Consider the following 26291-nt stretch of genomic DNA (forward strand, 5'->3'; position numbering starts at 1 on the left):
ATTATGGATGATTTAGTTCTTTGCGAACTTTTTTGGATAGTGAATAACAGCTATATTAAAATCTAGGGTACGTTCGGCTTGCCGTCACGCACCAATATCATGGGAATATTGCCGTAGTTTCTGCTAACACAACGCCAGTTGCTACAACTTTAGGAAAATTCGCAATGCACTAGCTACCCCTACAGAAATCAAGTTTTACACCTGATTAAAATTGTCTGTCCTCTTGACATAATCAAAGGTTTTACATATTATTTATGTAATATAATTTTATGTATTTATATCTACTTGTATTTATAAAAACTCTAGTATAAATAAGTAAATAAATAGATTTTATTCTTCCTTCTCTCCTCATGTTAAAGATAGTTTTAAGCACATAAATAAACTTCCGTGTTCGCTTCTCTACATAACTGTTTTCAATTAGATAATATTGGGGCTAACTTTGGAGAAGATGCTATTTCCGTCTCATTATGCAAATCTGCCAAAATCCCAATTGCTCAAATCCATTCAACTCTGATAGCAATAGATTTTGCGTGAGTTGCGGACAAAGCAACTTTGGCAAATTTCTTAGAAACCGTTACCGCGTATTGAGACTCTTAGGTGAAGGTGGGTTTAGCAGAACCTATGCTACAGAAGATGTAGACAGACTAAATGCCCCTTGCGTCATCAAGCAATTTTTCCCACAATTTCAGGGAACTGGACAACGCACTAAAGCAGCAGAATTTTTTAAAGAAGAGGCTTTTCGGTTGTATGAACTGGGAGAAAATCATACCCAAATTCCCAGATTACTAGCTTATTTTGAACAAGGTACTAGCCTGTATCTTGTTCAAGAATTTATTCAAGGAAAAACTCTCTTACAAGAAGTTCAGCAACAAATCTATACTGAAAAACAAATTTGGGAACTTTTAGCCGATTTATTGCCAGTTCTGCAATTCATTCATGCTCATCATGTCATTCATCGGGATATCAAACCAGAAAATATTATCCGCCGTGCAAGTGATGAAAAACCCGTCTTAATTGATTTTGGTGGGGCTAAACAGGTAACACAAACCAGTTTAGGAAGACAAGCTACAGTAATTTATACCCTTGGTTATGCCCCAACTGAACAAATGGCTGGATTTGCTTGTCACGGCAGTGATTTGTATGCTTTGGGTGTAACTTGCGTGCGTCTTTTAACTCGATGTTTACCTTTACAGGATGCTTCTGGACAGATTAATGACCCTATTTATGATGCTATGAATGCTAAGTGGTTGTGGCGCGAACGGTTACAGCAAAAAAGTATTACTATCAGCGACGACTTAGGGAAAATTCTAGATAAATTACTAAAACATTTAGCGAGTGAAAGGTATCAAACAGCAGTAGAAGCTATCAACGATTTGAAGTTTACGACCTCGAATATTGAACCTGTTGCCCTCAAAATTGTTTCGATATCTCAAGCCAGATTACCGCCGCTACCACCAAAAGTAATAGTACCATTACCCCCCTTAGAAACTTTTGAATTTAACGTAGTGACAGTAGACACAGGTGGTAGAGAAGTAAACCGTATCAACTGCAATGCCAACTTCTTTGCTGAAGAATTGGGTAAGTCTGTCACATTAGAAATGGTATCGATTCCTGGTGGTACTTACATCATGGGTTCACCAGAGTTTGAAGGGGATGCTGACGAACGTCCTCGACATAAAGTTACCGTTGAACCATTTTTTATGGGGAAATTTCCCGTAACTCAAGCACAGTGGAGAGTAGTAGCAGCTTTCCCCAAAGTCAAACACGCTTTAAATCCCAATCCATCGAAATTCAAAGGTCTAGATAGACCAGTGGAAAATGTATCTTGGTATGAGGCTGTAGAATTCTGTCTCAGGCTATCAGAAAAAACTGGACGCGACTATCGTTTACCGAGTGAAGCTGAATGGGAATATGCTTGTCGGGCTGGAACTACAACCTCCTTCCACTTTGGCGAAACAATTACCTGTGAGTTAGTCAGTTGCACTATCGAACCAAAAAGCAAATTCCGTAAAGAAACAACAAACGTCGGTAGTTTTGAAGTCGCCAACGCCTTTGGATTGTACGATATGCACGGGCTAGTTTGGGAATGGTGCGCTGATTCGTGGCACAACAATTACAGCGACGCACCCTTAGATGGAACAGCTTGGGAAGTAGGCGGTGATATACATCGTCGGGTGCTGCGCGGTGGTTCTTGGAGTTTCAATGCAGAACTTTGTCGCAGCGCCAGTCGTAGCTGGAATGAATCAGAAGGTGGACTGAGAATTTCTGGCTTTAGAGTAGTATTTTCCGTAGAGGAGATTATTTAGCAATTTAATTCAGAGGCTATATAAATTATGAACGACAGAATTGACAAAGGTGACATAGTACTTATAAATAAAAGTGGAAAATACTACAAGCAAGTGGGTGAAGTAAGTGAGATTGATTACAATATTTTCTTCGTAAAAATAGTGTTAGTAAAGTTAGGTAATCAAGAAGAAAACTTTGAACAAAAAGATTTGCAATTACAAACTAAAAAGCCGAGCCTGCAAGAAGTAATGGCATCAATAGACAAAATTATCGAACAAGTTACTCAGATTCCCCACTTGTTGACAACAGAGAAAGTAGAGTTACCCAACCGTCTGAAATATCTTAAATTAGATATTCCCAAACTAGATAAGCAGTTGATTAAAAAAAACTTTGACAGTATAGATAAAATACTCTCAGCAACAAGGAAAGCACACTCATCAGCAAGCTTTTGGCAGGAAATAGATCCTAACTTGGAGAAAATAAACTGGTGGATTAGAACAAGTTTATAAACCAAGAAGTAAGTCGGCGAGAACAAATCAGCTTTCTCTCGTTCTCAAACTCTGACTGGGAACGCTTATTATGGGGGTGTTGCCTCCTGAAAATGAGGTGCATTTCCAGCCAGAGGCTGTATAACGAGAATTTTATCTTGTGTTTTGGCTTAACTTGACACGCATAAGCATTGCTGTGCCCCTACCAACGTATTTGGATCATTTTTAAAGTGAAACGGTATAAGAGAGTGCTTCACGTCTTAACCTAACCTTATGAATATTAGAGGTAAAACTTATATTTGACCACATCATAATTGTTACGTTTAAGGTTAAATAATTGGAATTGGACATAATTAAACGTAACTATATTTTTATCATCTTTTATACTTAATGCCTTATGCCTCATACTCTATACTCCATCCTGAACAATGAAATTTATTTTTACCCACTTAATTAATTTTGTATTTGTAACTGTAAAAATTACATTTTTGTATTAACTTGACACTTACTTAATATAAAGTTTAAGATAATAATCTTTGATATTTTGAAGTAGTTGGTTCGCGCAAATGCCTGATTTGTTACATTAATAAAGAGCATTTTTTGAGATAGAATAACTACGAATATAAGGAATATATATGCGTTTTTATCAGTTTGCAGGGATTCTTGGTTGTACTACAGCAGCTTTTATATCAATTACACCCATACAGGTAGAAGCTGCAACTTTTAAAGTCATATCTGGAGTCACTAGCATTGATCGTGACCACGAGGAGATTCTTAGTAGTATCGGGCTAATCTTGACAGGTACTAATAATACAGTCGCACCAATTCCCAGCAATTATTTGGTTGGCTTCAACATCGACTCAGCCACCAACTTCACCTTCAGTGACGAAGGCGGTTTTACTCCGCTCTCAGGTACAATTGAGGATACTGGTACTGTTACCTTTAATAAGGAAATTACTGTTGGTGACTTTTCAATAGGTTTGGCTCCCGGACGTACTGTCACAGGTGCCAGCGGACTTGTTTTAAGAGACACAGTTTCTTTAAATACAATTTTGTTTGATTTAAGCCCTCAGGGACTTGTGGCATTTGATGGCCAAACTTTAACCATCCCTGATGTTAAATTGTTAATTTCTCCAGAGTTTGCTAGTATACTAGGCGAGCCTAATTTGAGCGGTTTGTTTGCTGGAACTGCACGAATTGATGCTCAAGTTGCTGCCGTACCTGAACCTGACAGTGTACTAGCAACTTTGGTGGCAGGTGCGGCTCTCTTGGCAACTAGATTTTCTACTCAAAAAATTAAATGCAGCTGATATCCTGAAGCATAGCTAAATGCTTATTAATAGGTGCAAGTGTATTGGCGGCAATCATCCCACTGGCAGCGACTGCTGGTAAACCAATGCCGGGAAATGTCGAGTCTCCACAGCACATCAGTCCTGGTAGAGGTGTGCCAGGGCCAGGAAACATACCAGATCCTGCCGCAATTGCTGGGCCGTAGGAACCTTGGTGACGGCGGAGAAAACGCTCGTGGGTTAGAGGTGTACCAACAAGCGTGACTTCGCAACGAGAGCGAATATCTGGAATGATCCGCTGTAGCGCTTGCCACATTACTTCTGCACGCGATCGCTTTTGTTCGGCATATTCCTGGTTCCTTCGATCCATTCCCTGCCACAAAGCATACGGCTCATTACCAGGAGTATACACATGAATCACATGCTTACCTGGTGGTGCTAGGGATGGGTCGAGAATTGAAGGGATTGATATCACGACAACATTCTGAGGTGCCTTCACGCCCAATTCCCAGTTATTGACCACGATGTAATGACACCGCAAATTTGACTGTAATCCTTGAGCATCAATGCCTAAATGTAGATGCATGAAGCTATCACACTCAGGCGTTGCCTGTCGTTTGGTGCGGTACTGTTTAGGTACTGCTTTTTCTGGTAGTAGCTTCAGTGTGTCCCAAACCGAAGCATTAGAAATCACTGCCCGACGCGCCCGAATTTCTTGGCGATCGCGCAGACGCACACCCACCGCATGATTACCTTCTACAAGCACTTGCTCCACATGAGCGCCTAATATGAGCTTCCCACCGTGACGCTCCAATCCTTGGACAAGAGTGTCAACTAAAGCACCACTACCACCAATTGGATATTCAAGTACTGCGTCTGGTCGATACCAATCCGCAAACATAAATGCTACCTCTGCGGCACTAGTACCATCTGCTGGCAGCCCAGAAAGCAGAAAACACAGCAAATTGAGCCAGTTTTGGGTAAATGGATCTTTGATAACGCCATCCATAATCCGGCTGAAGGGGCCTGTCAGCTTGATTATATTCGCAACATGTTTTGTCAGAGATGGGAGAAACGGCCCCACAGTTCTAGCTGCACCAAGATCAAAGCGTAATGCGGCTGGTGGTATGGAAGTTGCTGCACTAGCGAATGGTTTCATAACGCGCTGGAGTTCCTGCCATTCGGCTACAGCATCATCACCACGGAATTTCATCAGTACTTCACAAAATTGCTCGGCACCAACCGACGTGTCAAAATCACCTTCTGGTAGACAACAACCCCAAGTATCGTAGGTTACACATGGTAATTCAGAACCAATGGCATCTAGCACTTGTCGCAACGGGTTGGCAGAGGGGCTGTAAGACAGTCCAGAGTACAGGGACGGGCCCGAGTCAAATTTGAAACCATTGCGCTCAAAAGTATGGGCAGCACCTCCAGCAATGGAGTGGCTTTCGCAGACTATCACATCAAAGCCATACCGTGCCAAAAGAGCAGCACAACTCAAACCGCCAATACCGCTACCAATGACAACTATATCTGTGTTTTGCATATCCCTATACCCGATGAGATTTTAATACAGTAGCCACGGCTTTTTGCGGTTTCGTGCAACTGATATTACCACGGAACAAAGTTCTGAGTTCTGAGTCCTGAGTCTGAAGATTAAAGACTTGATTTAGACAAACTGATGAGAAACTTAAACTAGTAACTGAGTTTACTCAAGTCAAAGCAAAACTTTTGACTATTTACTACTCTCAAATTTATCCGTACTATTTTACTAACGACTGGGAACTAGGGAATGGGGAAGGAAGATCACAAAGAGAATAATCAATTTTTAACCGGAGGCGGAGCGTCTCCGGCTCCACTCCTAACTCAGCACTCAGCACTCATCACCCACATGGAGAGAGGAATTTGAAAAATCAGCAATTGGGAAATTGGCAAACCACAGTTTTCGGAATTGTGTTAGCAATACTAGTGATTATCGGACTAAATTCCTTTATCATTATCACCCCTGGACAAGCAGGAGTGATTAGCATCTTGGGTAAAGCTAGAGATGGCGCTTTATTAGAAGGGATTCATGTAAAACCGCCTTTTATCTCCGTGATAGATGTGTATGATTTGACGGTGCAAAAGTTTGAAGTGCCAGCAGAGAGTTCTACTAAGGATTTGCAAAATTTATCTGCAAGATTTGCGATCAATTTTCGCCTCGATCCCATGCAGGTAGTTGAGGTGAGAAGGAAACAAGGAACTTTAGAAAATATTGTATCAAAAATCATTGCACCTCAGACACAAGAAGCATTTAAAATTGCAGCAGCCAGAAGAACAGTAGAAGAAGCAATTACCAAAAGAAGTGAATTGAAAGAAGACTTTGATAATGCGTTAGGCGATCGCTTAGACAAATATGGGATAATTGTGTTAGATACTAGCGTAGTTGACTTAGCGTTCTCACCAGAATTTGCCAAAGCAGTCGAAGAAAAACAAATTGCTGAACAGAGGGCGCAAAGAGCCGTTTATGTAGCACGGGAAGCTGAACAAGAAGCACAAGCAGATGTGAATCGCGCCAAAGGTAAAGCAGAATCTCAAAGACTCTTAGCAGAGACACTTAAAGCCCAAGGAGGACAGTTGGTTCTACAAAAAGAAGCAATTGAAGCTTGGAAGAGTGGCGGCGCTCAGATGCCAAAAGTCCTGGTTATGGGTGGTGACTCAAAAAGTGGCGTCCCCTTCATATTCAACCTTGGGAATGTCCAAAATCAACCGTAAAAGGCAGTGGGCATTAGATAACAAGCTCCAAAATTAGGGAATTTGCTCTGGCCTCGGACAAATTTTACAACACTTGGACGATTCCCAATCCCAAATTTAAAAGCGTTCGACTGAGCGTCTTTGCACTGAGCGTACCCCTACGGGGAAGCAAGCGGAGCGTCTCGTAGAGAAGTCGAAGTGTCACGCCGTTGGCGTAGCGTTTTGCAGGAAAGTCTAAAATCCAAAATGGTATAAGTTGGGCTAGTCCCAACTCAAACACAACAGCAAAATCAACAAGATAATAAACGGAGTTTATGTCAACCCCCAATCATCCCAATCTCACCGCCGAAGAAGCGAAAAAATTACTGAATAAATTCAACTGTCTAGACATTGCGCCTGTCCTCAAGCCATCAGAAAAAGCAGTAGTTCGTAGTGCTTTAATTTTGCTCACCAACCTTGCCGATTATCAAATATTAGGAATTTGTGCTGATACAGCAGAAGAAGGAATACTGGCTATGAAAACGTATTCTCTGGCTTTGGGTTATGAACCACCAAACAATTTACTTACACCTGAAGGCCCAGTTTATATCAAATTAAATGGTAAAAATGGCTTGTGTTATCTCGATTCTTATGCTGGACATCACCGTGGTGTCTTAGTATCTTGCCAATCTGACGACGAAGAGGGAATTAACGAGATGTATGGACATTTACCCTTGGATTTATTTGTATAGAATTCGGCGAATGTAGGTAGGGTATGTGCCTTGCCTACTAACTAATGAAAAATCATTAATGACTTAAATCTTATGAGTATTCTTACACTCCAATCAGTAAAAAAAGACTTTGGCATCAAAGAAATTTTAAAAGATGCTAGCTTTAGCTTAGATGCTACCGATAAAGTTGGTTTAATTGGTACTAATGGTTCTGGTAAATCAACCTTATTAAAAATGATAGCTGGTCTAGAATCCATTGATAGCGGTCAAATTTTAATTAACTCCGGTTCTAAAATTATTTACTTACCACAGCAGCCAGATTTAGATGAAAATCACACAGTTTTAGAGCAAGTTTTTGCCGACAGTGGCGAACACATGGCTTTGGTGCGTGAGTATGAAGAACTGTCAGATAAATTAGTTCACTATCCAGATGATAACCAACTGATGTCTCGCCTTTCTGTCGTGATGCAACGGATAGATGCCAGTGGTGCTTGGGAACTAGAAACTAATGCTAAAATCATCCTGACAAAATTAGGAATTTCTGACTTTGATGCAAAAATAAGCACTTTGTCTGGAGGCTATCGCAAGCGTATTGCTTTAGCATCAGCGTTGCTAGCAGAACCCGATGTTTTGCTCATGGATGAGCCGACAAACCATCTCGATGCTCTTTCTGTAGAATGGTTGCAAAGCTATTTGAATCGCTATCGCGGCGCACTGTTTCTCATCACCCACGATCGCTACTTTTTAGATCGGGTTACTAATAGAATCATTGAAATTGACCGAGGCGACATTTACACTTATACAGGTAACTATTCATATTACCTGGAAAAGAAAGCTCTAGCTGAAGAATCAGCCGTAAGTAGTCAACGTAAACATCAAGGCGTGTTGCGGCGCGAGTTAGAATGGCTCAAAAAAGGGCCGAAAGCCAGAAGTACTAAGCAAAAAGCTAGAATTGACCGCGCTCATGCTCTGCGGGATACTGAATTTAAACAAGTTCAGGGTAAAGTTGATATTTCTACAGTTGGTCGTCGCATTGGCAAAAAAGTTATTGAATTAAATCAAATTTCTAAAGCCTACGATGGACGTACCCTGATTAATAATTTCACTTACGAATTTAGCCGAGAAGACCGCATCGGCATCATCGGCGCTAATGGTGCAGGTAAATCCACTTTAATGGATATGATTACTGGGCGGGTTAAGCCAGATTCTGGGATTGCGGAAATTGGTACTACAATTCACATCGGTTATTTTGACCAACATTCTGAAGAATTGCTCACAGCGTTGAATGAAAATCAGCGCGTGATTGACTACATCAAAGAAGAAGGAGAATTTGTCAAAATTACCGATGGTACTCAAATTACTGCTTCCCAAATGTTGGAACGGTTTCTGTTTCCTGGGAATCAGCAGTATGCCCCAATTCATAAACTTTCAGGTGGGGAAAAAAGACGTTTATTTCTGTTGCGGGTTTTGATGGGTGCACCGAATGTCTTGATTTTAGATGAACCGACAAATGATTTAGATGTACAGACATTGGCGGTATTAGAAGATTATTTAGAGGATTTTGCCGGGTGTGTAATTGTAGTTTCTCACGATCGCTACTTTCTCGATCGCACCATCGACACAGTATTTTCCTTTGAGGAAGGCGGTAATCTCCGGCAATATCCAGGTAATTACTCGATTTATCTGGACTTTAAGAAGGCTGAAGAAGCACAGCAACAAGCTGCTAATACTAAGGAGAAGCCTAAAAATGTCGAAGCTAAAAATGGTGCGGCTTCACCCAAAGATGTAGAAAATCAAAAGCGGCGCAGATTATCTAATTGGGAAAAAAAAGAATTTGAGCAGTTGGAAGGTAAAATTGCCCAGTTAGAGGCTGAGAAAACAGAAACCGAGAAAACACTAGCGAATGTTTCACCGGGTAATTATAGCCAAGTGCAAAAACTTTACAATCAGGTGGAATCTCTCAAGCAAGCGATCGATGTGGCGACTGAACGCTGGTTAGAATTGGCAGAGATGGAGTCTTGATGGTAAGCATCTTACGTTTGCAAATACCTAGCGATTAGAAATCGCGGCTATACAGACTTGTGTTGAGCGCAGTCGAAATATAAAACCCGCCTCCGTGGGTTTCAAACCCTTGATTTTTCCTTAGTCCACGGAGGTGGACTTTGCTTGTATAGCCGCGAATTCCATTCGCCCGGATTTACAAAACTCTCTTTGGTGTCGATGAGCGGCCGATCGCAATTAGTCATAAAATCATCACAGAAATTGTCTAGACTGTCGATGAGCGATCGCCAGGGGTTATCTTTGGCTTCGTTCTCGTCATAATCGTATATTCCTGCCCTTCAACGGAAAGCTTAGTTACATTTGCTAACACCTCCACAAAGCCTTCTAACTCTTCTCTGTTAGTAATCTGTAGTAATGGTAGTATTTGATTGTTCTTCTTGACCACGCTATTAGCTCTCCATAAATAATACTGAATTTATGACCATCCAAATTAACATCGAACTTCCAAATGATGTTTTTTCAGCACTCCGCAGTAACCCAGAAACGTTTGTTCAAGAGATGCGTTTAGCGGCTGCTGTCAAATGGTATGAAGTTGGTATGCTTTCCCAATCTAAGGCTGCTGAAATTGCCGGAGTTAGCCGTCACCAATTCCTAGAAGCACTCGATCGCTATAATGTTTCACCTTTTCAAGTAACTCCTGAAGAATTAGCCCAGGAGTTAGCGCGTGACTAACCGCAGCACTTGCTTTAGAAATTCCGGTGCGGGGAACTCTCGGTGTTATTCTGCTTGCAAAACGGGAAGGTAAGGTCGAAACCGCTAAACCGATTTTTGAACAACTGATTCAGGTTGGTTTTAGAGTCAGTACACAAGTTTTGGAGTCAGCACTTAGACTTGTTGGTGAGTAGTGTAAGTGCAAAAACTCTATAATAAGGAGAATTGAAAATAATCCACCGTCAATTAACAAGGCGAATTGGTGTGATTACTCCTGAATTACAAGAGCAACTGCGTGAGTTATCCTTAACTAATTTAGAGGATTTAGCCGAAGCTTTACTAGATTTTTGCACTGAAGCTGATTTATTGGCTTGGTTGCAACAGCAGCAATAAGATATGTATTCCACCAAGCGCAGGTAAAGCCCGCCGTACCCTTCCCTACGGGATGCCAGGGGCGAACGGGAAGCAAGCTACGCCTAGTGTCTCCTAGAGAAAGCATCGCTCTTTTTTAGTCTTTGTGGTTCATTTAAAATAGCGTAGGCGTACCCTCAAAAGCCAAGCTACGCCTAGTGGATGCACCAGAAGGTATCACCTGTTTTTTCTTAACTAACTATTCGTTTCATCGGAATTTCTATCCAGAACTCACAGCCCTTACCAGCTTCAGAAACACACTTGATATTACCGCCGTGTTTTTCCACAATAATTTGGTAGCTAATAGATAACCCCAAACCAATACCTTGTCCAGGTTGCTTGGTGGTAAAGAAAGGTTCAAAAATGCGCGATCGCATTACCTCTGGAATCCCATAACTATTGTCAGCAATCCAAATCAGAATAGTATTCTCTTTTATGACTTCTGTACGAATCAAAATTTTAGGATTATCAATTTTTTTTCCAGCTTTCTCTGAGTTTTCCAGTGCATCGATCGCATTGTTAAGAATATTCATAAATACTTGATTCATCTGGGCTGCATAGCAGACTACCAGGGGCAATTCACCATATTGCTTGACTACCTCAATAGCAAAAGAATTAGTCTCTGGTTGCAGTCGATGTTGTAAAATTAGCAAAGTACTGTCGATGCCTTCATGAATATTGACTGATTTCATTCCTGCTTCGTCAAGCCGAGAAAAACTTCGTAACGACAAGACTAATTGAGAGATTCGATCTGCCCCCATCTTCATTGAAGTCAGAATTTTGGGCAAGTCATCACTAATGAAATCTAAATCCTCTGCTGCTACTTGCTTTTGAATTTCTCCTGTTGCCTTAGGATACTGTTTCTGATAGAGGCGCAGTAATTTTAATAAATTTTGGGCATGTTCCGTAACATAGGTGATGTTGCCGTAAATAAAACTAATCGGGTTATTAATTTCATGTGCAATACCAGCAACTAACTGCCCTAAGCCTGCCATTTTTTCACTTTGAATCAACTGGCTTTGAGTTTGCTGTAATTCTTTAAAAGTCTGGGTGATTTCTTCTTTTTGACGTTGAGTTTGTTCGAGTAATTCGCCTTGCTGAAGTCCTACTCCTAACTGAGTACCAATCTGCATTAGCAAATCTACCTCATCTTCTTGCCAATCACGGGGTTTGATATTTTGATAAGCTGCTAGCAATCCCCAAAGTTTCTCACCCTGAAAAATCGGCACAATTATATATGCCCTAGCCTCCATTTGTTCGAGCAGGGCAATATAAGGAATAGAATAATCGCTGCTGTAAATATCCTTAATAACAAGAGTTTTACTATTAGTAAAATCTCCACCTTGGGTTTCTTGCAAGTAATTACCTGCGTAGGCGTAGTCCACACTTCGACCCTTCTCTACCAGACGCTGCGCGTAGCTTGCTTCCCCGTAGGGGTACGGCGCAGGCTCAGGGCAGGCAAGCTCAGTGACCGTCGTAGACATCGCAGCTACAATTTCTTTTACTGGTGTCCAACCTTCGGCTAAAGACTCAGCAACAAATTCCCCACTCCAATCAGCCCCGAATCGATAGATTGTGACTCTATCAACTTCCAATAGCCGCCGAACTTCTTCTGTACTGGTAGCAAAGATGGTGGCTATATCAAGAGACTGGCGAATTTTCTCTACTGTTGCGGCTAATGCTTTCTCCCTTTCGGCTGCTTTCCGTTCTCGTTCGGCGGCTTTAGCCAGTTTTTGGGCTTGCGCCTGCACCTGTTTCAATGACTCAGCTTGCTGTAATGCTACCCCCAACTGGACACCAACTTGTGCTAACAAGTTGATTTCCTCATCTTGCCAATAACGGGGCTGGAAATTTTGATAAGCTACTAGCAATCCCCACAGCTTTTCGCCGTGAGAAATTGGTACAAAAACTTCATTACGTGCATACTTACCCGCTTGTTTTCCTTGCACAAGAACGCCTTCCGTTATCGGCTGCGACTTAACCATTGACATCCAGTCATCAACAATGGAATCAGCGACAAATTCGCCACTTCCATTAGCACAGAAACGATAAATTGCTACTCTTTCCACTTCTAATAGCCGTAGAACTTCTTGAGTAGTGGTATTAAAAATAGTGTCAATATCCAAAGACTGACGAATTTTTTCTACGGTGTTCGCCAAAGCCCTTTGTCGTTCTGCGGCTTTGTTAATCTCTGCGGCTTGAATTTGTGTTTGTCGTAAGAATTCCGCTTGCTGCAAGGCTACGCCTAGTTGAATGCCAACTTGGGTAAGCAAATAGATTTCATCTTCTTGCCAATCACGGGTTTTGGTGTTCTGGTATACTGCTATCAAGCCCCAAAGCTTTTGACCGTGGTAAATGGCCAGAATCACATAAGCTTTTGCCTGATAGCTCTCTAATACCTTAATGTAGCAGTCGCTAAAACCTGCACTGTAAATATCATTACAAACACGGTATAATTCACAGTTGCTGAAGCGACCACCCTGTTTATCTTGTAAGTAAGTATCAGCTAATGGGGGTTTAGCTAAATCTTTGGCACTACATGCGCTGATGTTTTCTTTCAATTCTGGTCGCAGCAACTGGTCTTGCATTAGGCAAGACCAACCTTCCGCCACTGATTCAAACACAAATTCACCACTCCAATCTGCATTGAAGCGATAGATAGCCACGCGGTCAGCATTCAGCACTTCTCTAAGTTCTGTGGTACTTGTGTAGAAAATGCTTTCCAAGTCTAGAGACTGACGAACTTTCTCAATGGTTATGGCGATGGTTTTCTGCCATTCTGCGGCTTTTTCTACGGCTTTTGCATGTGCTAGTTGTGCTGATTGTAATTTCACTTGTTCCAGGTAATCTGCTTGCTGCAAGGCAACTCCCAGATGTTCGGCGATTAATTCCACAAACTCAATTTCTGATGCTTCCCATTGGCGAGGACTACTACACTGATGAATACACAGCAATCCCCATAAATCTTTACCTTTAATTAAAGAGGCGGCTATATTGGCACGTACCTGGAATCTTTGTAGCATTTGAACGTGACAATCACTTACATTAGCTTGATATATATCAGCCATTGCTTTAATTCGCCCTTGCTGATATATTCCTGCAAACTCCGCAGCAAAGCAGTGGTCGCTCAGTTTGGCTGCTAGTGCCGAACCCCATTCTGCTCCCACATCTTCATAAATAAATTCCCCTTCCCATCCTAAATCGGGATAAAAACGAAACACACTAACCCGGTCGGTTTTCAGAAGCTGGCGTACTTCAGTGACTGTAATTTTGAAGATGGTTTCTATGTCTAGAGACTCGCGAATGCGGGCAATAACTCCAGATAGAGCTTTTTGTTTCTCACTCTGAGGCAGGGAGAATGTCATATCTGAAGGAGATTGTTGCTGCTCTGAATTTGGTTGAATATTAGAGGCGTTTTCCATTGCCAGCCGGATTTTAAATATTGAAAGTCTTCTATCTCATAATTCCCCTAGACAGTAGAAAGGTAACAATTATTTCCTTAAAATACCAGAAAAACATTGTAGGGACACGATATCATCATGTCCCTACAAAAACATTTTTAACCACGAGAAAATTATCGCCGCTTAGGAGTGGCGCTGCGGGTGGTGCGTTTGTCTTCATCTCGACGACGGCGATCGCGCCAATCTGCCAGGGTCAAATAACCAATACCACCAGTGACTACTAAGAGCAGCACTACAGCAACTAAAACCAAAATACTCAAGAATGGACTTTCCACCATGCCTTTACAGTCCGTTACGTCCCCAGACTACCATTGCAATTGACCAAGTGAACACAACTAACAGTGATACCCAACCTAGTGTCAAAATCTCCATAGTCCCACTTTTCAAATAATTACAAAAGGTCTCTAATAGTTATCATACTGGGAAAGGGCAGGCTGAGATTTTTTTTATCAATGACATTGGAAGTCTTGCAGGCGATGTTTACGACAGGCTAGCTGCTGCAAAGGACACACATCTTTTCTTGGTACGGTAGTACTTTACGTCATAAAAAAGTAGCGATCAGGGTTTTCCACTTGATGGTTTGGGAATACTACGGTTATGGATATATATTTCAAATCCAGCAACCCCTAATATCATGCCGACATTTTTCAACTATCCTTTTCACTCTAACGGTTTTATTCCCCACGGACATTGTTATCTTTGGCAAACTGGATTAGTTTGGCTCCACATTATTTCTGATGCCACGATCGCTCTTGCCTATTATTCAATTCCCTTCCTACTAATTTACTTTATTTCCAAGCGCAAAGACGTTCCTTTTAATGGAGTTTTTCTGTTATTTGGTGCTTTTATCATTGTCTGCGGTACTGGACACTTGATGGAAATTTGGACGCTTTGGCATCCAGACTATTGGATTGCAGGTGCTTTAAAAGCTCTAACTGCCATAATTTCGATATACACGGCATTTGCGTTATTTTTTCTCATGCCTCAAGCTCTGACGCTACCCAGCCCAGCCCAGTTAGAAGTTATCAATCGAGCGCTTTCAACTGAAATTGTAGAGCGCAAGCGCATTGAGAAAGAACTACGTCTTGCAGAAGAAGTCGCTCAAAACTCCAGCCAAGCCAAGAGTGAATTTCTCGCCAATATGAGTCATGAACTACGCACACCTCTCAACGGCATCTTGGGCTTTACACAAATCCTCCAACGCACAGAATCTTTGAGTGACAAAGGACGTAAAGGAGTCAGCATCATTTACCAATGTGGTTCCCATCTTTTAACCCTGATTAATGATATTTTGGATCTCTCCAAGATAGAAGCTCGGAAACTGGAATTGCATCCTGTTGATTTCTATTTGCCTGCCTTTATAGATAGCGTGACTGAAATTTGCCGCATCCGGGCAGAACAAAAGGTGATCGCATTTCACATCCAACTCGATCCTGATTTGCCAACGGGCATTCATGCTGATGAAAAACGCTTGCGACAAGTACTGATTAATTTACTTGGTAATGCCATTAAATTTACTCATCAAGGCAGTGTTACCTTCAAAGTTCAGGTGATTGCTCAAGAATCAAATGCCAATGGACAGACAAGCTACCAAATTCGCTTTGAGGTAATAGATACCGGCACGGGTATAATCCCTGAACAAGCCGAGAAAATCTTCCAGCCCTTTGAGCAAGTGGGAAATCAGAAACGACAATCTGAAGGTACAGGCTTGGGATTAGCAATCAGCCAAAAAATTGTTTTGTTGATGGGTGGTCAAATTCAGGTGCAAAGTACCTTATCCAAAGGTAGCACTTTCTGGTTTGAGGCAAAATTGCCACAATCTAAAGATTGGGCAAAGGTTTCCAGAGTGGTTGAGCAAGGAACTATTATTGGTTATCAAGGACAAAGGCGCACCATTTTAATTGCGGATGACAGATGGGAAAACCGAGCGGTAATTGTAAATTTACTAGAGCCAGTTGGGTTTACTGTTGTAGAAGCTAGTGAGGGCGAGGAAGGATGGGAACAGGCTCTAGTACACAAACCAGACTTGATTATCACTGACCTAGTAATGCCTATATTGGATGGATTTGAGTTGATTATTCGTTTGCGTCAGTCTGAGCAATTTCAAGAGATTGCGATCATCGCTTCGTCAGCCAGTGTGTTTGCAGCCGACCAGTACAAGAGTATTGATGTCGGTGCAGATGTATTTCTACCAAAGCCTGTAGAAGCTGAAACGCTGCTAGAAATGTTACGGCAATTTTTGCAATTGGAATGGATTTTTGACGGTAAGGTAGATGCAATCAAAAAAAACCAGACAGGTGGTTTGGATCAACCAAATGAGATGATTTATCCTGCCAACGAGGTTTTACAACAGTTACTCGAACTCGCACAAGACGGCGATATTCAAAAGGTTTTAGAACTGGCTCAACAACTTTCGGCATCTGATGAGCAGCTAAACGTTTTTGCCGAGCAGCTTGTCCAGCTTGCTAGTAATTTCCAACTCAAACGTTTGGAAAGTTTTATTCAACAATACATTAATTAATTTGAGTTGAATTTCACTTTTAAATCCATCATGAACAAGAACCCAAATACTGGATTTATTTTGATTGTAGATGATAATCCGACAAATTTATCTGTGCTGTGTGAAGCGCTCAATAGTGAGGGTTTTCGTTTCCGTGTTGCAGTCGATGGAGAAAGCGCGATCGCCCAAGCCGAACGTAATCAACCAGAGCTGATTTTGCTGGATGTACAAATGCCAGGTATTGACGGATTTGAAACTTGTTGTCGCCTGAAAGCTAATCCTGTTACCCAAAATATTCCGATTATTTTCACTACTGCTTTAGCAGATACGGAGAGCAAAACGAAGGGATTTTCCCTTGGTGCGGTAGACTATATCCCTAAACCGTTTGCACAAGAGGAAGTCATTGCCAGAGTGCGCGTGCATTTACAACTTAAACAATTGACTGAATGTTTGGAACAACAAGTCAGCGATCGCACCAAGGCTTTGCAACAAGCTCAAGTCAAACTAGTGCAGCAAGAGAAACTATCAACACTCGGAGAGTTAATCGCTGGTATTGGTCATGAAATCAATAACCCGATCAACTTTATTTCTAGCAATATTTTACCCTTGCAAGAATACATTGCAGGAGTAACCAAGTTGCTCTTACTGTATGAACAAGAATATCCAAACCCAACAGCTAAAATTACCACTACTCTTGAGGACTTGGATTTGAACTTTGTTCTCGAAGATATGGGAAAAATATTGAACTCACTCCAACTAGGAAGTGAACGAATTCGCAACCTTTCTAATTCACTCCGCAACTTCTGTCGCTCGGATAGAGATACCAAAATATCTGCTGATTTGCATCAAGGACTAGATAGTACACTAATGATTTTGCAACACCGCCTCAAGGCTAATGGCGATCGTCCCCGCATTGAAGTTATTAAAAGTTATGGAGTAATACCAGAGGTTAGCTGCTATATTGGGCAGATGAATCAAGTATTTATGAACATTCTGGCAAATGCAATTGATGCCCTTGATGAAGCTATAATGCAAGGCAAAATGAGCAATCTAATTCCTCAGATTCAAATTGCAACAGAAATAGATTCTGAAGAAATGGTTGTAATTCGGATTGCTGACAATGGGGTTGGTGTGCCTGAACGGCTTAAAAAACACTTGTTTGAGCCGTTGTTTACCACAAAAAACGTTGGGAAAGGCACTGGACTCGGCTTATCGATAGCCTATGAAATAGTCGTAGAGAAACACAAAGGTGTTTTAGAAGTGAATTCTCAAGCAGGTGTGGGAACCGATTTTATAATCAAAATTCCCACATGAGAGCTACAAAACTGCTCTAGCATTTATCATACTGAAGACTGGGAAAGAATTTTCCCAATACTTCTCTACCTTGGGCTGCGCCAACGACAACGCTCAGTACAAGTACCCAATCCCTAATTTCTATATCGAGTGAATTCAACTTCTTTAGATCCTCAATTAATGGCAGAACGCCTAGAATCCCTCAAAGCTGGAATAATTGGGGGTTTATCTGTGTGTTTCGCTTTTGCGATTGTTAGTGTGTTGAATACTTTTGTATTGGCAAAGTATTTTCAGACACTCGTAAGTCTGCAAAGTGATTTTAACTGGCAGTGGTTGATGAGTGGTGCAGTTGCAACTTTTACTGGTTTGTTATTTGGTGTCACCTACCGCTATATCATCCGCTCAGATCAAAATCCTCAACTCAAAGCTGGTGGTGTGCTGGCCTTTGGCTTGGTGCGGGGATTAACTCAGATAGAACTTGGGTGGAATTCTCATAGCACAATTTTGCCTTTTGTGGTCTTGGCTTTTGAAAGTGTATTATGGTTTGGAATGGCTGCGATCGCTCTTGATATGGCTATTCAACTCCGTTGGGTCAAACCTTTTTCATCAATCTAAATTCCCTTTCCCTAAGTTATTGATAGATATTCTACTTTTTGCAAGTAGTAGATACTAAAGAATTAAGCATTATAGCCATTTTCAATTACGTGAGGTACAGGTATGGAAATAGACCTAACCCCCTAAACCCCTTCCCGCTTCGGGAAGGGAGAACAATTCAAAGCCTCTGACGCCACATGCAACAAGAGTGGCTCGCCGCCCAACGCAGTAGCTCCTCCTTTTAGGAGAGAGGAATGAAGCGAGGTAAAAATTGTACTTCACTGGGTCGAGAACCGCTATAAGGATAAAAATAAATTTGTATTATTAATTAAATTAATCAATCTATTACAGTTCGGCGGAATTCAAAATTTAAGATTCAAACAGGTATACAGCGTAAGCGTTTTATGGTTACTGAGGTTGCCGTTGGCGCAGCCCAAGATAGAGAAGTATTGATTTGGAATCGGTGGTTTATTGGGATTAAAGGAATAATCTAAAATCTAAAATTGTTTGACTGAGTGCGAATTCAAGCAAGGGCAGCTAGAGCAAGAAATATGATAGGGTTAGAAGGGAAGAATGCCTTAATTACAGGTGCAACGTTAGGTATCAGTCAGGCGATCGCAATCAGACTTGCCTAACAAGGGTGCAACATCGCCATCAATTACCGCAAAGACCATAAAGCTGCAACAGACACGGAAAAGATGGCATAGCAAAAGTGTCTCTGCGTCCGTGAAACTATTAAACACCTCCTGTCTCTTAATTGTTCGGGGGTGATTATTAATATTTCCAGTGTTTAGGAAATTATTCCTCGACCGATGTACAGCAGATTTCAAGCAAGGTGAAGTACACAACGATTCGTGCCAAAGCCAGGTATAAACACTGTTTTACTTCTGTTAGCAGAGCGGGGCGTAGTCCATTCACCAATTCTGAATTCTGCTGTATATCATACATCACCGGACAAACGTTGTTTGTAGATTGTGGATTGACTCTGTATGCTGACTTCCGAGAAACTTGGTCAATTTCAGGTAAGCTTGCGTACTTTCCACAACTGAGCCGATACATACCATTAGTGGAATTAAACGCTTATGACTAGCGCGATCAATAATAACAGTTTGCTAGAAGCAGAAGCCTGGAAACTGTTGGAAAAGTCCATAATTTATTACCAGGGGAAACCTATTGGGACTGTAGCCGCTCACGATCCGGAGTTAGAGACACTCAATTATGACCAGTGCTTCCTCCGCGATTTTGTCCCTTCTGCCTTGGTGTTTCTCATGCACGGCAAAGCAGAGATTGTCCGCAACTTCTTAGTAGAAACACTGAAATTACAAAGTCATGAAAAGCAGATAGACTGCTTTGAACCAGGAGCGGGATTAATGCCTGCAAGTTTCAAAGTACATTTTAATGGGAATGAGGAATTTTTGGTCGCTGATTTTGGTGAGCAGGCGATCGCTCGCGTTCCCCCAATTGATTCCTGTATGTGGTGGATTCTCTTGCTAAGGGCTTATGAAAAAGCTACAGGCGATATGTCCCTAGCACGTCAGCCAGATTTTCAAGTAGGAATCAAGTTAATTTTGGATCTTTGCCTGGTACATCGCTTTTCTATGTACCCAACTATGTTAGTTCCCGATGGCGCGTTTATGATTGACCGTCGCATGGGAGTTTACGAACATCCTCTAGAAATTCAGGTGTTATTCTATGCGTCCCTCAGGGCTGCTAGTGAATTGCTTTTACCAGATGGGGATGGCGATAGCTACCTTACCAAAATCAATAGGCGATTGGGATCTTTGAAATATCATATCCGCAACTATTACTGGCTAGACCTGAAGCGATTGGGGGAAATCTATCGTTACAAGGATAACGAATTTGGTAAAGAAATTGTTAATAAATTCAACATCAACTCAGAATCAATCCCCAGTTGGTTGACCGAGTGGTTGCCCGAAACTGGAGGATATTTAGCGGGAAATCTGGGGCCGGGACGGATAGATTTTCGCTTTTTTGCTCTGGGAAATCTGATGGCAATCTTAACTTCTTTAGCCAGCGAAAAAGAATCTCAAAGCATTATGAATTTATTTGCCCAACGTTGGCAAGACTTGATCGGCTATATGCCTGTTAAAATCTGCTTTCCAGCTTTGGAAGGTTTAGAGTGGAGAATTGTTACAGGATGTGACTCTAAGAACAGGGCTTGGTCTTATCACAACGGCGGTAACTGGCCCGTTTTACTGTGGTTATTTACCGCAGCGGCACTAAAAGCAGGTCGAACAGAACTTGCCCAAGCAGCGATCGCCATTGCCGAAAGGCGTTTATTTAAGGATAAATTCCCCGAATACTACGATGGCAACAATGGTCGTTTAATTGGCAAAGAAGCCAGAATTTATCAAACTTGGAGCATTGCTGGATTGCTTGCAGCTAAACAGTTGGTGGAAAATCCAGAGTATTTGGAATTAATCAGCTTTGCAGAGGGTCTTGAAGGCCCAGGCTGTAGCCTATAGGTACTGATTACCCCGCAAGGCTGTAAACAGAAGATGATTTAGGGGTGTAATTATACAGGGTGTTTTTACCAACTAGTACAGCGTGGCGAAAGTCCAGCTGCGATCTCTATTAACCAAACAATTGATAAATAAGAGGCTTAAGCCCCTTGTTAAAGGTAGGCAAACTTCCGTTTGTACTAGCTAAACGGAGATAATATAATCACAAGCGGTCAAAATATTAGTAAGTAGAAGTTAATAAATAGCAGAATTATGCTATCTAAAATCCTGATCAACAGGTTGCGGCGATCGCACAGCCTCTTCTCTACCAAAAGCTGCGCCAACGAGTTACCCGGTGTTTAAATTCCCTTCTCAAATACCCGATAACTGATACACTATATAGTAAGAGGTATCTGAAGTGTCATACTTAGTAATATCATCAGATAGTCTTTGCATCCTTAACACGTTTTAACGTGTATAAAACATGAAAACTACTTCAGATTTAATTCCAGAATTTGAAAAACTATTCCGACAAAAATTACAACTAAATAATTGTAAGCTCAGAAAGAAAAGACAAGAGAATAATTATGAAATTATTACTCCAGCGAAAGACATTTTTTTGATGTATTGGTCTGAATTCCCCGAAGTTAACTTAATATATCAGCCTATAGGGGTACGCACTCAGCAGACTGGAGTTTATGAGCGAGCTATCCGCTCCCACATTAGTTTTTGTGTGAGTAGTATCAAAGAGAATCCTCACTCGGAATCACCATTACTAGTGAACTAACTAATACTCAGATAACACAGAGAATACTTACCGCTAACAGTAGTTCTAAATAAACTCTCGCCAGTTTTTGTCATATAACTGGCGAGAGTTGATCACTGAAAAATCTGTTGATCAAGAGATAAAAATGCAATTGGAAAAAAATCAAGATCAAGATCAGCTAGATTATAAAACCTTGTTAGTCAATGCAAAGCAAGCTTTAAAAGTTGAATATCATAAATCAGCTGCTTTAGCGTCGCAATTGCAAGCCATAAAAACTCAGTTAGAGCAAGTTCAGGCTGAAAACAAAACTCTAAGGGAGAGTGCTTATGAAGATGTAATTAAGCACTTTGAGGCGCGTACTCAAGGAGCAGAAGCACTAGCACTAAAAACAGAAGTGCGCCAAAAGTTCCTTGAAGCCAATGGTTGCAAGGATGATCAAAGCTTCGATACTCTATGGGACAGCATTAAAAATAAGATTCAGATCCAAGACGGTGAAGTGAGAATCGTTGCTCAAAATGGCACTCCCAAATTCACCTTAACGGGCAGCATGATGACTTTGAGGGATTTTATTCAATCTCTCAAACAAGACCCAATCTCTGGAAAATTTTTCTTGAACTAGAAAGCAAAATTAATCAAAGCCTCTCGCTAAAAGCGGACTAAGAATTGTCGCAGAAAGTTATTCATCTTCGTCTCCTGGCGGTCGTTCACTCTCGCTTTGTTGGGCGTTCCACTCCAAAATAATCCGCTCTAACATCTCAGATTGCGTACAGTTATTAACATCGGCGTACATTTTAATCAACTGCCTTACTTTAGGACTAATGTGGCGAATCTCTAGTTGGTTATCTTGTACCATGTCCATTAACTTTTAGTGTCTATTACATATGTTGAACTATTAAACTATGGCTGTCGCAATAAATTTTGTTAACAGATATCTTGCAAAAGCTCCCCAACTCTACAAGACGAGGGGCTTCTTTTTGTTTATACAAATTACAAATAACGAATTACTTTTAACTTTTAACTTTTGACTTCCCCAAAGGCGCTGGCGGGGCTGCTTCTTCAAAGGGACGGATAATCGCAGGGGCTGGTGTAACTTCTGGTTTAAAAATTCCCTGCAATGCTTGTTTCAAAGTTTGTGCCATGACAATCCGGTTTTCGTAAGCCACGACGACTCGCACCAAAGTTGGCAGACTATTCTGTGTGGCTTCTAGATAGATTGGCTCGACATACAGCAGCGATTGCTCAATAGGAATTACTAATAGATTGCCTTGAATGGCTCTCGATCCCTGGCGATTCCACAGAGAAATTTGCTGGGAAATTACTGGGTCTTGGTTAATCCGTGCCTCGATTTGCTCTGGCCCGTAAACCAGGCGTTCCTTAGGAAAGACATATAGTACTAGCCTACCGTAGTTCTTGCCATCCGATCGCGCCGCTAACCAAGCGATTAAATTAGTCCGTTGTCTGGGAGTATAGGGCAGAAGCAGAATAAATTCTTCTCTACCTTGGGCTGCGCTAACAAAGGTTACGGTGGGTAGACTAGTAATCAAATAATACGGCTCTACCGGACGGGGTTCACTGCCATAGATTTCGTTAGGGATTTGCCACTGGTCTTCCCGATTGTAAAATACCTGGGGATCAGTCATGTGATAGGTCATCAACCGCTCAGATTGAATTTTGAAAAAGTCCACCGGATACCGGGTATGACTGCGGAGATTGACTGGCATTGTACTGAGCGGTTTGAACATGTTGGGAAATATCGCTGACCAAGTGGCAATTATCGGATCGCTCTGATCGGCAATATAAAACTTAACAGTGCCATGATAGGCATCAATTACTACCTTGATAGAATTGCGAATGTAGTTGATTCCATCGCTACCAGTGTCTGAGTAAGGATAGCGATCGCTCGTCGTGTAGGCATCAACAATCCAGTAAAGATAACTGGGATTACTGGGGAAATCTTGATTAGCAGCAGCAGCTACTAAATAGGGGTCGCTGTCAAATTTGAGGAAGGGTGCGATCGCTTGAATTCTTTCCTTGACATTTCGCCGAACTAGCACTTTTGTCTCTGGCAAAAAGTCCCGTGTTAGTACCATCTGCCAATCTTTCAAATACATTGCAAATAACCAGCGTCGCCATGCTGAACCAATTTCAACGCCACCCAAACCATCGTAAGAGTTGTAAACATTGTCACTACCACTGGGGTAGTCTAGCTCTCTAACTTTTGTGCCAGTCATCACATAAGTATTAGTAATCTCGCCGTAATAAATCCGGGGTTGCCCAATGGGAATACTGTCACGAATCGCTTCATTAGAAGTTGTGAGGGCGCTACTATCACCGCTAATATCTTTGACAAAATATTCTGGTAGCCCACCCGGCCCAACTGTATTAACTGGACTAACAGTAAACCCGAACCCGTGGGTATAAATTAAATGGCGGTTCACCCATGTTTGAGCTTCCTGTGGTACAGCGCTGTAGTCTAATTCTCGTCCAGCAATCAGTACCTGCCGCCGTTCTGTTGGTTCAATTGGTTCCGGCTGAGGTTCTGGTGGTTTTTGGGGAGCAGCAGGTCGGCGGGAAGTTATATCTGTTACTAGAGTGTAGCGATCAATATCGGCATCGGGAAACCGATAGTAGGGCCGAATTTGTTGCAGTTGACGGTTAGTTTCTAACAGTGGTCGCTGATCCCAAAGGCGAATATTCCGAATTGTCAAGTCATTCTTTTGAATATTAGCTTCGGTCAATCTTCCTTGCGGGTTGAAGGTTCTAGCATCGATCGCCTCTAGATCAAATGCTTGGCGAGTCAAGGCAATAGTACGCTGAATGTAGGGTTGCTCTCGTTGCAACTCATTCGGTTGGACAATTAAATATTGCACCACAGTAGGTACAACGACATCAGCTGCTGCAACCATTATTAGATAAACCCCTAACCCGTAAAACATCAAGGGACGATACTGAGATTGGGGTTTCCAGAAAAACGTTCGCCAAAGTAGGTAAGTTGCGATCGCTACTGCCAGGATGCACAAGACGGTGTAAGTTGGCAACTGGGCTGTCACATCCGTATAGCTGGCACCATAACTTACTCCACGCGTAGAATACACGAGTTCATAGCGACTCAGCCAATAACTTAAAGCTACTACCAGCATCAACAAGCCAGCCATACTGTATAAATGACGCTGTTGCTGGGGCGAAAAACCGGAGAAAATTCCCTGACTCAAACTGTCCCCTGACAGGAGATAAGTGAGAGTAACAGCGACGAAACCATACAAACATAATCCCATCAGCCAGAGTTCTAGCAGTTCCCAAAAGGGTAAGGAAAATACGTAAAAGCTGATATCTTGACCAAATAAAGGCTCAGTGCTGTTGAAAAGGGTGGGGTGGAAATATTGCAGCACCTTTGGCCAGTGGCGGAATAGGATGAATGCAAAAATGGGACTGAACAAAACTGCGATCGCTGTTAATAAAAATTGGGGATAAATTAGGATTGCGATCGCTACTCCCACAATTAAACCGAGATACCAGACTTGAAAGACAATCTGCCTTAAGAGTTGCCAGATTGTCTCTGGTCGAAATAGGGCGGGAATAGGTAAAATACCCTGATTAACTGGAGAATGCCAGTATAAAACAGCAATTTGACCATAGTGAGCCAGCATCAACCCGATCAACAAGCTCAGTACTAGAGTTAGAGGTAATAACCAGCGCAATTTTAATGGTTGAAAACGTTGCGGCGCAAGTATCCGGGTTTCGTTGCGTCTGGGATAATCAGGACTGAGAAAATTTGTTAATTCACTGTTGAGTTGTGCTTTCTCAATCTTTAGAGACCGGGGATATTTCAGTCGTTGTGCTAGAGCCAGGTTTAGCAGTAGATAGGCAGCAGTTATCCCAGCCACCACTATCCACAAAACACCACGAGTTACCACCCTCAACAGAAATACTTGCAAGTAGCCGACTTCCTGAAACCAAAAAATCTCTGCTCCCAGGCGGGAACCCAGATCCAACAGTAGCCACAGCCCCAAGAATACAATTAATAGTCTAAAGCCCCATTTCCAATACATTGATATCTAATTTTACCCCCCTAAAAGGCTTTGGGAAGTCCAGGTTGTTTCAAAACTCCGTTAGCGGTATGGCGTGACTTGATGGTTCCGTCTACAACAAATAGACGATCTGTGATTGGACTGTACCAGATTTCATGATCTTTTTTGCCTTGCCGTTCAAAGTAGCACCCAACTTCTGAAAGCATCTTTTTCAACTCAGGAGTAAACGACGCACCCATTTATGAAGCCACCTTAATCAACTCTTCTCGATAGCTAGTTAACTCAAAGGTGATAGAACCCACATAGTCAGGAGGGACAATTTTGTTCAGAATGATCAGTTCTGGAATTATTTCTCGCAGCTTTTGCGTCAGAACCTCAATCGTAGAAGCTTCTGTTACCAATCCAGGTACGTCATCACTAGTTGCTACCCAAACTTCTGCGTCTGAATCCCAAAATGCTTCAACCTTAAATGTGATTTGTGCCATCATCGAGTGCTTACAACGTAGTTCCACTTTAGAATATACGAGTCATTAGTAGGGGCACAACATTGTTGTG

General features: G+C 41.8%; 25 protein-coding genes and 1 pseudogene. 16 read left to right on the forward strand and 10 right to left on the reverse strand.

Annotated features, from left to right (window positions below):
• The first annotated feature begins 467 nt into the window (after nt 1-467).
• The 3 genes from PUQ00_RS04945 (at nt 468) to PUQ00_RS04955 (ending at nt 4084) form a co-directional block, all read left to right on the forward strand.
• Complete coding sequence (locus PUQ00_RS04945) at nt 468-2306, forward strand: bifunctional serine/threonine-protein kinase/formylglycine-generating enzyme family protein (protein WP_300413730.1); 1839 nt, start codon at nt 468-470, stop codon at nt 2304-2306.
• A gap of 27 nt (nt 2307-2333) precedes the next feature.
• On the forward strand, nt 2334-2795 hold the full coding sequence (locus PUQ00_RS04950; protein ID WP_300413732.1) for a hypothetical protein: 462 nt from the start codon (nt 2334-2336) through the stop codon (nt 2793-2795).
• Nucleotides 2796-3409: 614 nt separating this feature from the next.
• A complete protein-coding gene (locus PUQ00_RS04955; RefSeq protein ID WP_300413734.1) occupies nt 3410-4084 on the forward strand; it encodes a hypothetical protein in 675 nt (224 codons plus the stop codon).
• Here the strand turns inward: PUQ00_RS04955 and PUQ00_RS04960 are convergent.
• Entirely contained in the window at nt 4071-5612 is a 1542-nt protein-coding gene (locus PUQ00_RS04960; RefSeq protein ID WP_300413736.1) for an NAD(P)/FAD-dependent oxidoreductase, read from the reverse strand. The genes PUQ00_RS04955 and PUQ00_RS04960 overlap by 14 nt on opposite strands.
• Before the next feature lie 359 nt (nt 5613-5971).
• Between PUQ00_RS04960 and PUQ00_RS04965 the strand changes: the two genes are divergently transcribed.
• Complete coding sequence (locus tag PUQ00_RS04965; protein ID WP_300413738.1) at nt 5972-6820, forward strand: prohibitin family protein; 849 nt, start codon at nt 5972-5974, stop codon at nt 6818-6820.
• A 64-nt stretch (nt 6821-6884) separates the two neighbouring features.
• Here PUQ00_RS04965 and PUQ00_RS04970 read toward each other — a convergent pair whose 3' ends face one another.
• Nucleotides 6885-7127: a hypothetical protein gene (locus tag PUQ00_RS04970; protein WP_300413740.1), complete on the reverse strand. Its 243-nt coding sequence runs from the start codon at nt 7125-7127 to the stop codon at nt 6885-6887.
• On the opposite strand from PUQ00_RS04970, the gene PUQ00_RS04975 reads away from it, so the two are divergent.
• Nucleotides 7114-7530, forward strand: coding sequence for a DUF1824 family protein (locus tag PUQ00_RS04975; RefSeq protein ID WP_300413743.1), 417 nt, complete (start codon nt 7114-7116; stop codon nt 7528-7530). The two genes, PUQ00_RS04970 and PUQ00_RS04975, sit on opposite strands and share 14 nt — an antisense overlap.
• 72 nt (nt 7531-7602) lie before the next feature.
• Entirely contained in the window at nt 7603-9531 is a 1929-nt protein-coding gene (locus tag PUQ00_RS04980) for an ABC-F family ATP-binding cassette domain-containing protein (RefSeq protein WP_300413745.1), read from the forward strand.
• Between the two features lie 244 nt (nt 9532-9775).
• Here the strand turns inward: PUQ00_RS04980 and PUQ00_RS04985 are convergent, their stop codons facing one another.
• The gene (locus tag PUQ00_RS04985) at nt 9776-9955 is read right to left on the reverse strand and encodes a hypothetical protein (RefSeq protein ID WP_300413747.1); all 180 of its coding nucleotides are present in this window, start codon (nt 9953-9955) and stop codon (nt 9776-9778) included.
• Between the two features lie 32 nt (nt 9956-9987).
• Here PUQ00_RS04985 and PUQ00_RS04990 point away from each other — a divergent pair, with 32 nt between their 5' ends.
• From PUQ00_RS04990 to PUQ00_RS05000, 3 genes are read left to right on the forward strand one after another with little or no spacing between them, the layout of a single operon-like run.
• Nucleotides 9988-10242, forward strand: coding sequence for a UPF0175 family protein (locus PUQ00_RS04990; RefSeq protein WP_292760927.1), 255 nt, complete (start codon nt 9988-9990; stop codon nt 10240-10242).
• Nucleotides 10243-10268: 26 nt separating this feature from the next.
• A complete protein-coding gene (locus tag PUQ00_RS04995) occupies nt 10269-10415 on the forward strand; it encodes a DUF3368 domain-containing protein (protein ID WP_300413750.1) in 147 nt (48 codons plus the stop codon).
• 31 nt (nt 10416-10446) lie between these two features.
• Nucleotides 10447-10614 (forward strand): DUF4351 domain-containing protein, encoded by a 168-nt coding sequence (locus PUQ00_RS05000; RefSeq protein ID WP_300413752.1) that lies wholly within the window; start codon nt 10447-10449, stop codon nt 10612-10614.
• Between the two features lie 209 nt (nt 10615-10823).
• Here the strand turns inward: PUQ00_RS05000 and PUQ00_RS05005 are convergent, their stop codons facing one another.
• The 3 genes from PUQ00_RS05005 to petN all read right to left on the reverse strand — a co-directional run bounded on the left by PUQ00_RS05005 (nt 10824) and on the right by petN (nt 14465).
• Nucleotides 10824-14054: a GAF domain-containing protein gene (locus PUQ00_RS05005; protein ID WP_300413754.1), complete on the reverse strand. Its 3231-nt coding sequence runs from the start codon at nt 14052-14054 to the stop codon at nt 10824-10826.
• 152 nt (nt 14055-14206) lie between these two features.
• The gene (locus PUQ00_RS05010) at nt 14207-14371 is read right to left on the reverse strand and encodes a hypothetical protein (protein ID WP_300413886.1); all 165 of its coding nucleotides are present in this window, start codon (nt 14369-14371) and stop codon (nt 14207-14209) included.
• Nucleotides 14372-14375: 4 nt separating this feature from the next.
• Nucleotides 14376-14465: a cytochrome b6-f complex subunit PetN gene (petN, locus tag PUQ00_RS05015; RefSeq protein WP_012408302.1), complete on the reverse strand. Its 90-nt coding sequence runs from the start codon at nt 14463-14465 to the stop codon at nt 14376-14378.
• A gap of 262 nt (nt 14466-14727) precedes the next feature.
• Between petN and PUQ00_RS05020 the strand changes: the two genes are divergently transcribed.
• The 7 genes and pseudogenes from PUQ00_RS05020 to PUQ00_RS05045 all read left to right on the forward strand — a co-directional run bounded on the left by PUQ00_RS05020 (nt 14728) and on the right by PUQ00_RS05045 (nt 22327).
• Nucleotides 14728-16614 carry an ATP-binding protein gene (locus PUQ00_RS05020; protein ID WP_300413756.1) on the forward strand — a complete coding sequence of 629 codons (1887 nt, stop codon included), beginning with the start codon at nt 14728-14730 and terminating at the stop codon, nt 16612-16614.
• A gap of 30 nt (nt 16615-16644) precedes the next feature.
• Nucleotides 16645-17907 (forward strand): response regulator, encoded by a 1263-nt coding sequence (locus tag PUQ00_RS05025; RefSeq protein WP_300413758.1) that lies wholly within the window; start codon nt 16645-16647, stop codon nt 17905-17907.
• A gap of 159 nt (nt 17908-18066) precedes the next feature.
• Complete coding sequence (locus tag PUQ00_RS05030) at nt 18067-18501, forward strand: hypothetical protein (RefSeq protein ID WP_300413869.1); 435 nt, start codon at nt 18067-18069, stop codon at nt 18499-18501.
• Nucleotides 18502-19031: 530 nt separating this feature from the next.
• Nucleotides 19032-19271, forward strand: a pseudogene (locus PUQ00_RS32710) (SDR family NAD(P)-dependent oxidoreductase); the annotation flags it as partial.
• A gap of 291 nt (nt 19272-19562) precedes the next feature.
• Nucleotides 19563-20966 carry a glycoside hydrolase 100 family protein gene (locus PUQ00_RS05035; RefSeq protein ID WP_300413760.1) on the forward strand — a complete coding sequence of 468 codons (1404 nt, stop codon included), beginning with the start codon at nt 19563-19565 and terminating at the stop codon, nt 20964-20966.
• A 460-nt stretch (nt 20967-21426) separates the two neighbouring features.
• The gene (locus tag PUQ00_RS05040) at nt 21427-21729 is read left to right on the forward strand and encodes a hypothetical protein (protein WP_300413762.1); all 303 of its coding nucleotides are present in this window, start codon (nt 21427-21429) and stop codon (nt 21727-21729) included.
• A 124-nt stretch (nt 21730-21853) separates the two neighbouring features.
• A complete protein-coding gene (locus PUQ00_RS05045) occupies nt 21854-22327 on the forward strand; it encodes a hypothetical protein (protein WP_300413764.1) in 474 nt (157 codons plus the stop codon).
• 57 nt (nt 22328-22384) lie between these two features.
• Here the strand turns inward: PUQ00_RS05045 and PUQ00_RS05050 are convergent, their stop codons facing one another.
• The 4 genes from PUQ00_RS05050 to PUQ00_RS05065 all read right to left on the reverse strand — a co-directional run bounded on the left by PUQ00_RS05050 (nt 22385) and on the right by PUQ00_RS05065 (nt 26221).
• Nucleotides 22385-22567, reverse strand: a complete 183-nt coding sequence (locus PUQ00_RS05050) for a hypothetical protein (protein WP_300413765.1) — start codon at nt 22565-22567, stop codon at nt 22385-22387.
• Between the two features lie 148 nt (nt 22568-22715).
• Nucleotides 22716-25757, reverse strand: a complete 3042-nt coding sequence (locus PUQ00_RS05055) for a UPF0182 family protein (protein ID WP_300413767.1) — start codon at nt 25755-25757, stop codon at nt 22716-22718.
• A 20-nt stretch (nt 25758-25777) separates the two neighbouring features.
• Nucleotides 25778-25975 (reverse strand): type II toxin-antitoxin system HicA family toxin, encoded by a 198-nt coding sequence (locus PUQ00_RS05060; RefSeq protein WP_300413769.1) that lies wholly within the window; start codon nt 25973-25975, stop codon nt 25778-25780.
• Nucleotides 25976-26221 (reverse strand): DUF1902 domain-containing protein, encoded by a 246-nt coding sequence (locus PUQ00_RS05065; protein WP_300413871.1) that lies wholly within the window; start codon nt 26219-26221, stop codon nt 25976-25978.
• Nucleotides 26222-26291: the final 70 nt, after the last annotated feature.

The sequence above is a fragment of the Nostoc sp. S13 genome, assembly GCF_029379315.1.
Lineage (GTDB): Bacteria > Cyanobacteriota > Cyanobacteriia > Cyanobacteriales > Nostocaceae > Nostoc.

Coding starts and splice junctions, on each gene's coding strand:
- PUQ00_RS05030 (WP_300413869.1), top strand. CDS start 18,067: ATGGCAGAACGCCTAGAATCCCTCAAAGCTGGAATAATTGGGGGTTTA.
- PUQ00_RS05065 (WP_300413871.1), bottom strand. CDS start 26,221: ATGGCACAAATCACATTTAAGGTTGAAGCATTTTGGGATTCAGACGCA.
- PUQ00_RS05025 (WP_300413758.1), top strand. CDS start 16,645: ATGAACAAGAACCCAAATACTGGATTTATTTTGATTGTAGATGATAAT.
- PUQ00_RS04960 (WP_300413736.1), bottom strand. CDS start 5,612: ATGCAAAACACAGATATAGTTGTCATTGGTAGCGGTATTGGCGGTTTG.
- PUQ00_RS04945 (WP_300413730.1), top strand. CDS start 468: ATGCAAATCTGCCAAAATCCCAATTGCTCAAATCCATTCAACTCTGAT.
- PUQ00_RS05045 (WP_300413764.1), top strand. CDS start 21,854: ATGCAATTGGAAAAAAATCAAGATCAAGATCAGCTAGATTATAAAACC.
- PUQ00_RS05010 (WP_300413886.1), bottom strand. CDS start 14,371: ATGGTGGAAAGTCCATTCTTGAGTATTTTGGTTTTAGTTGCTGTAGTG.
- PUQ00_RS05055 (WP_300413767.1), bottom strand. CDS start 25,757: ATGTATTGGAAATGGGGCTTTAGACTATTAATTGTATTCTTGGGGCTG.
- PUQ00_RS05050 (WP_300413765.1), bottom strand. CDS start 22,567: ATGGACATGGTACAAGATAACCAACTAGAGATTCGCCACATTAGTCCT.
- PUQ00_RS05005 (WP_300413754.1), bottom strand. CDS start 14,054: ATGGAAAACGCCTCTAATATTCAACCAAATTCAGAGCAGCAACAATCT.
- PUQ00_RS05060 (WP_300413769.1), bottom strand. CDS start 25,975: ATGGGTGCGTCGTTTACTCCTGAGTTGAAAAAGATGCTTTCAGAAGTT.
- PUQ00_RS05040 (WP_300413762.1), top strand. CDS start 21,427: ATGAAAACTACTTCAGATTTAATTCCAGAATTTGAAAAACTATTCCGA.
- PUQ00_RS04990 (WP_292760927.1), top strand. CDS start 9,988: ATGACCATCCAAATTAACATCGAACTTCCAAATGATGTTTTTTCAGCA.
- PUQ00_RS04955 (WP_300413734.1), top strand. CDS start 3,410: ATGCGTTTTTATCAGTTTGCAGGGATTCTTGGTTGTACTACAGCAGCT.
- PUQ00_RS04950 (WP_300413732.1), top strand. CDS start 2,334: ATGAACGACAGAATTGACAAAGGTGACATAGTACTTATAAATAAAAGT.
- petN (WP_012408302.1), bottom strand. CDS start 14,465: ATGGAGATTTTGACACTAGGTTGGGTATCACTGTTAGTTGTGTTCACT.
- PUQ00_RS05035 (WP_300413760.1), top strand. CDS start 19,563: ATGACTAGCGCGATCAATAATAACAGTTTGCTAGAAGCAGAAGCCTGG.
- PUQ00_RS05020 (WP_300413756.1), top strand. CDS start 14,728: ATGCCGACATTTTTCAACTATCCTTTTCACTCTAACGGTTTTATTCCC.
- PUQ00_RS04975 (WP_300413743.1), top strand. CDS start 7,114: ATGTCAACCCCCAATCATCCCAATCTCACCGCCGAAGAAGCGAAAAAA.
- PUQ00_RS04980 (WP_300413745.1), top strand. CDS start 7,603: ATGAGTATTCTTACACTCCAATCAGTAAAAAAAGACTTTGGCATCAAA.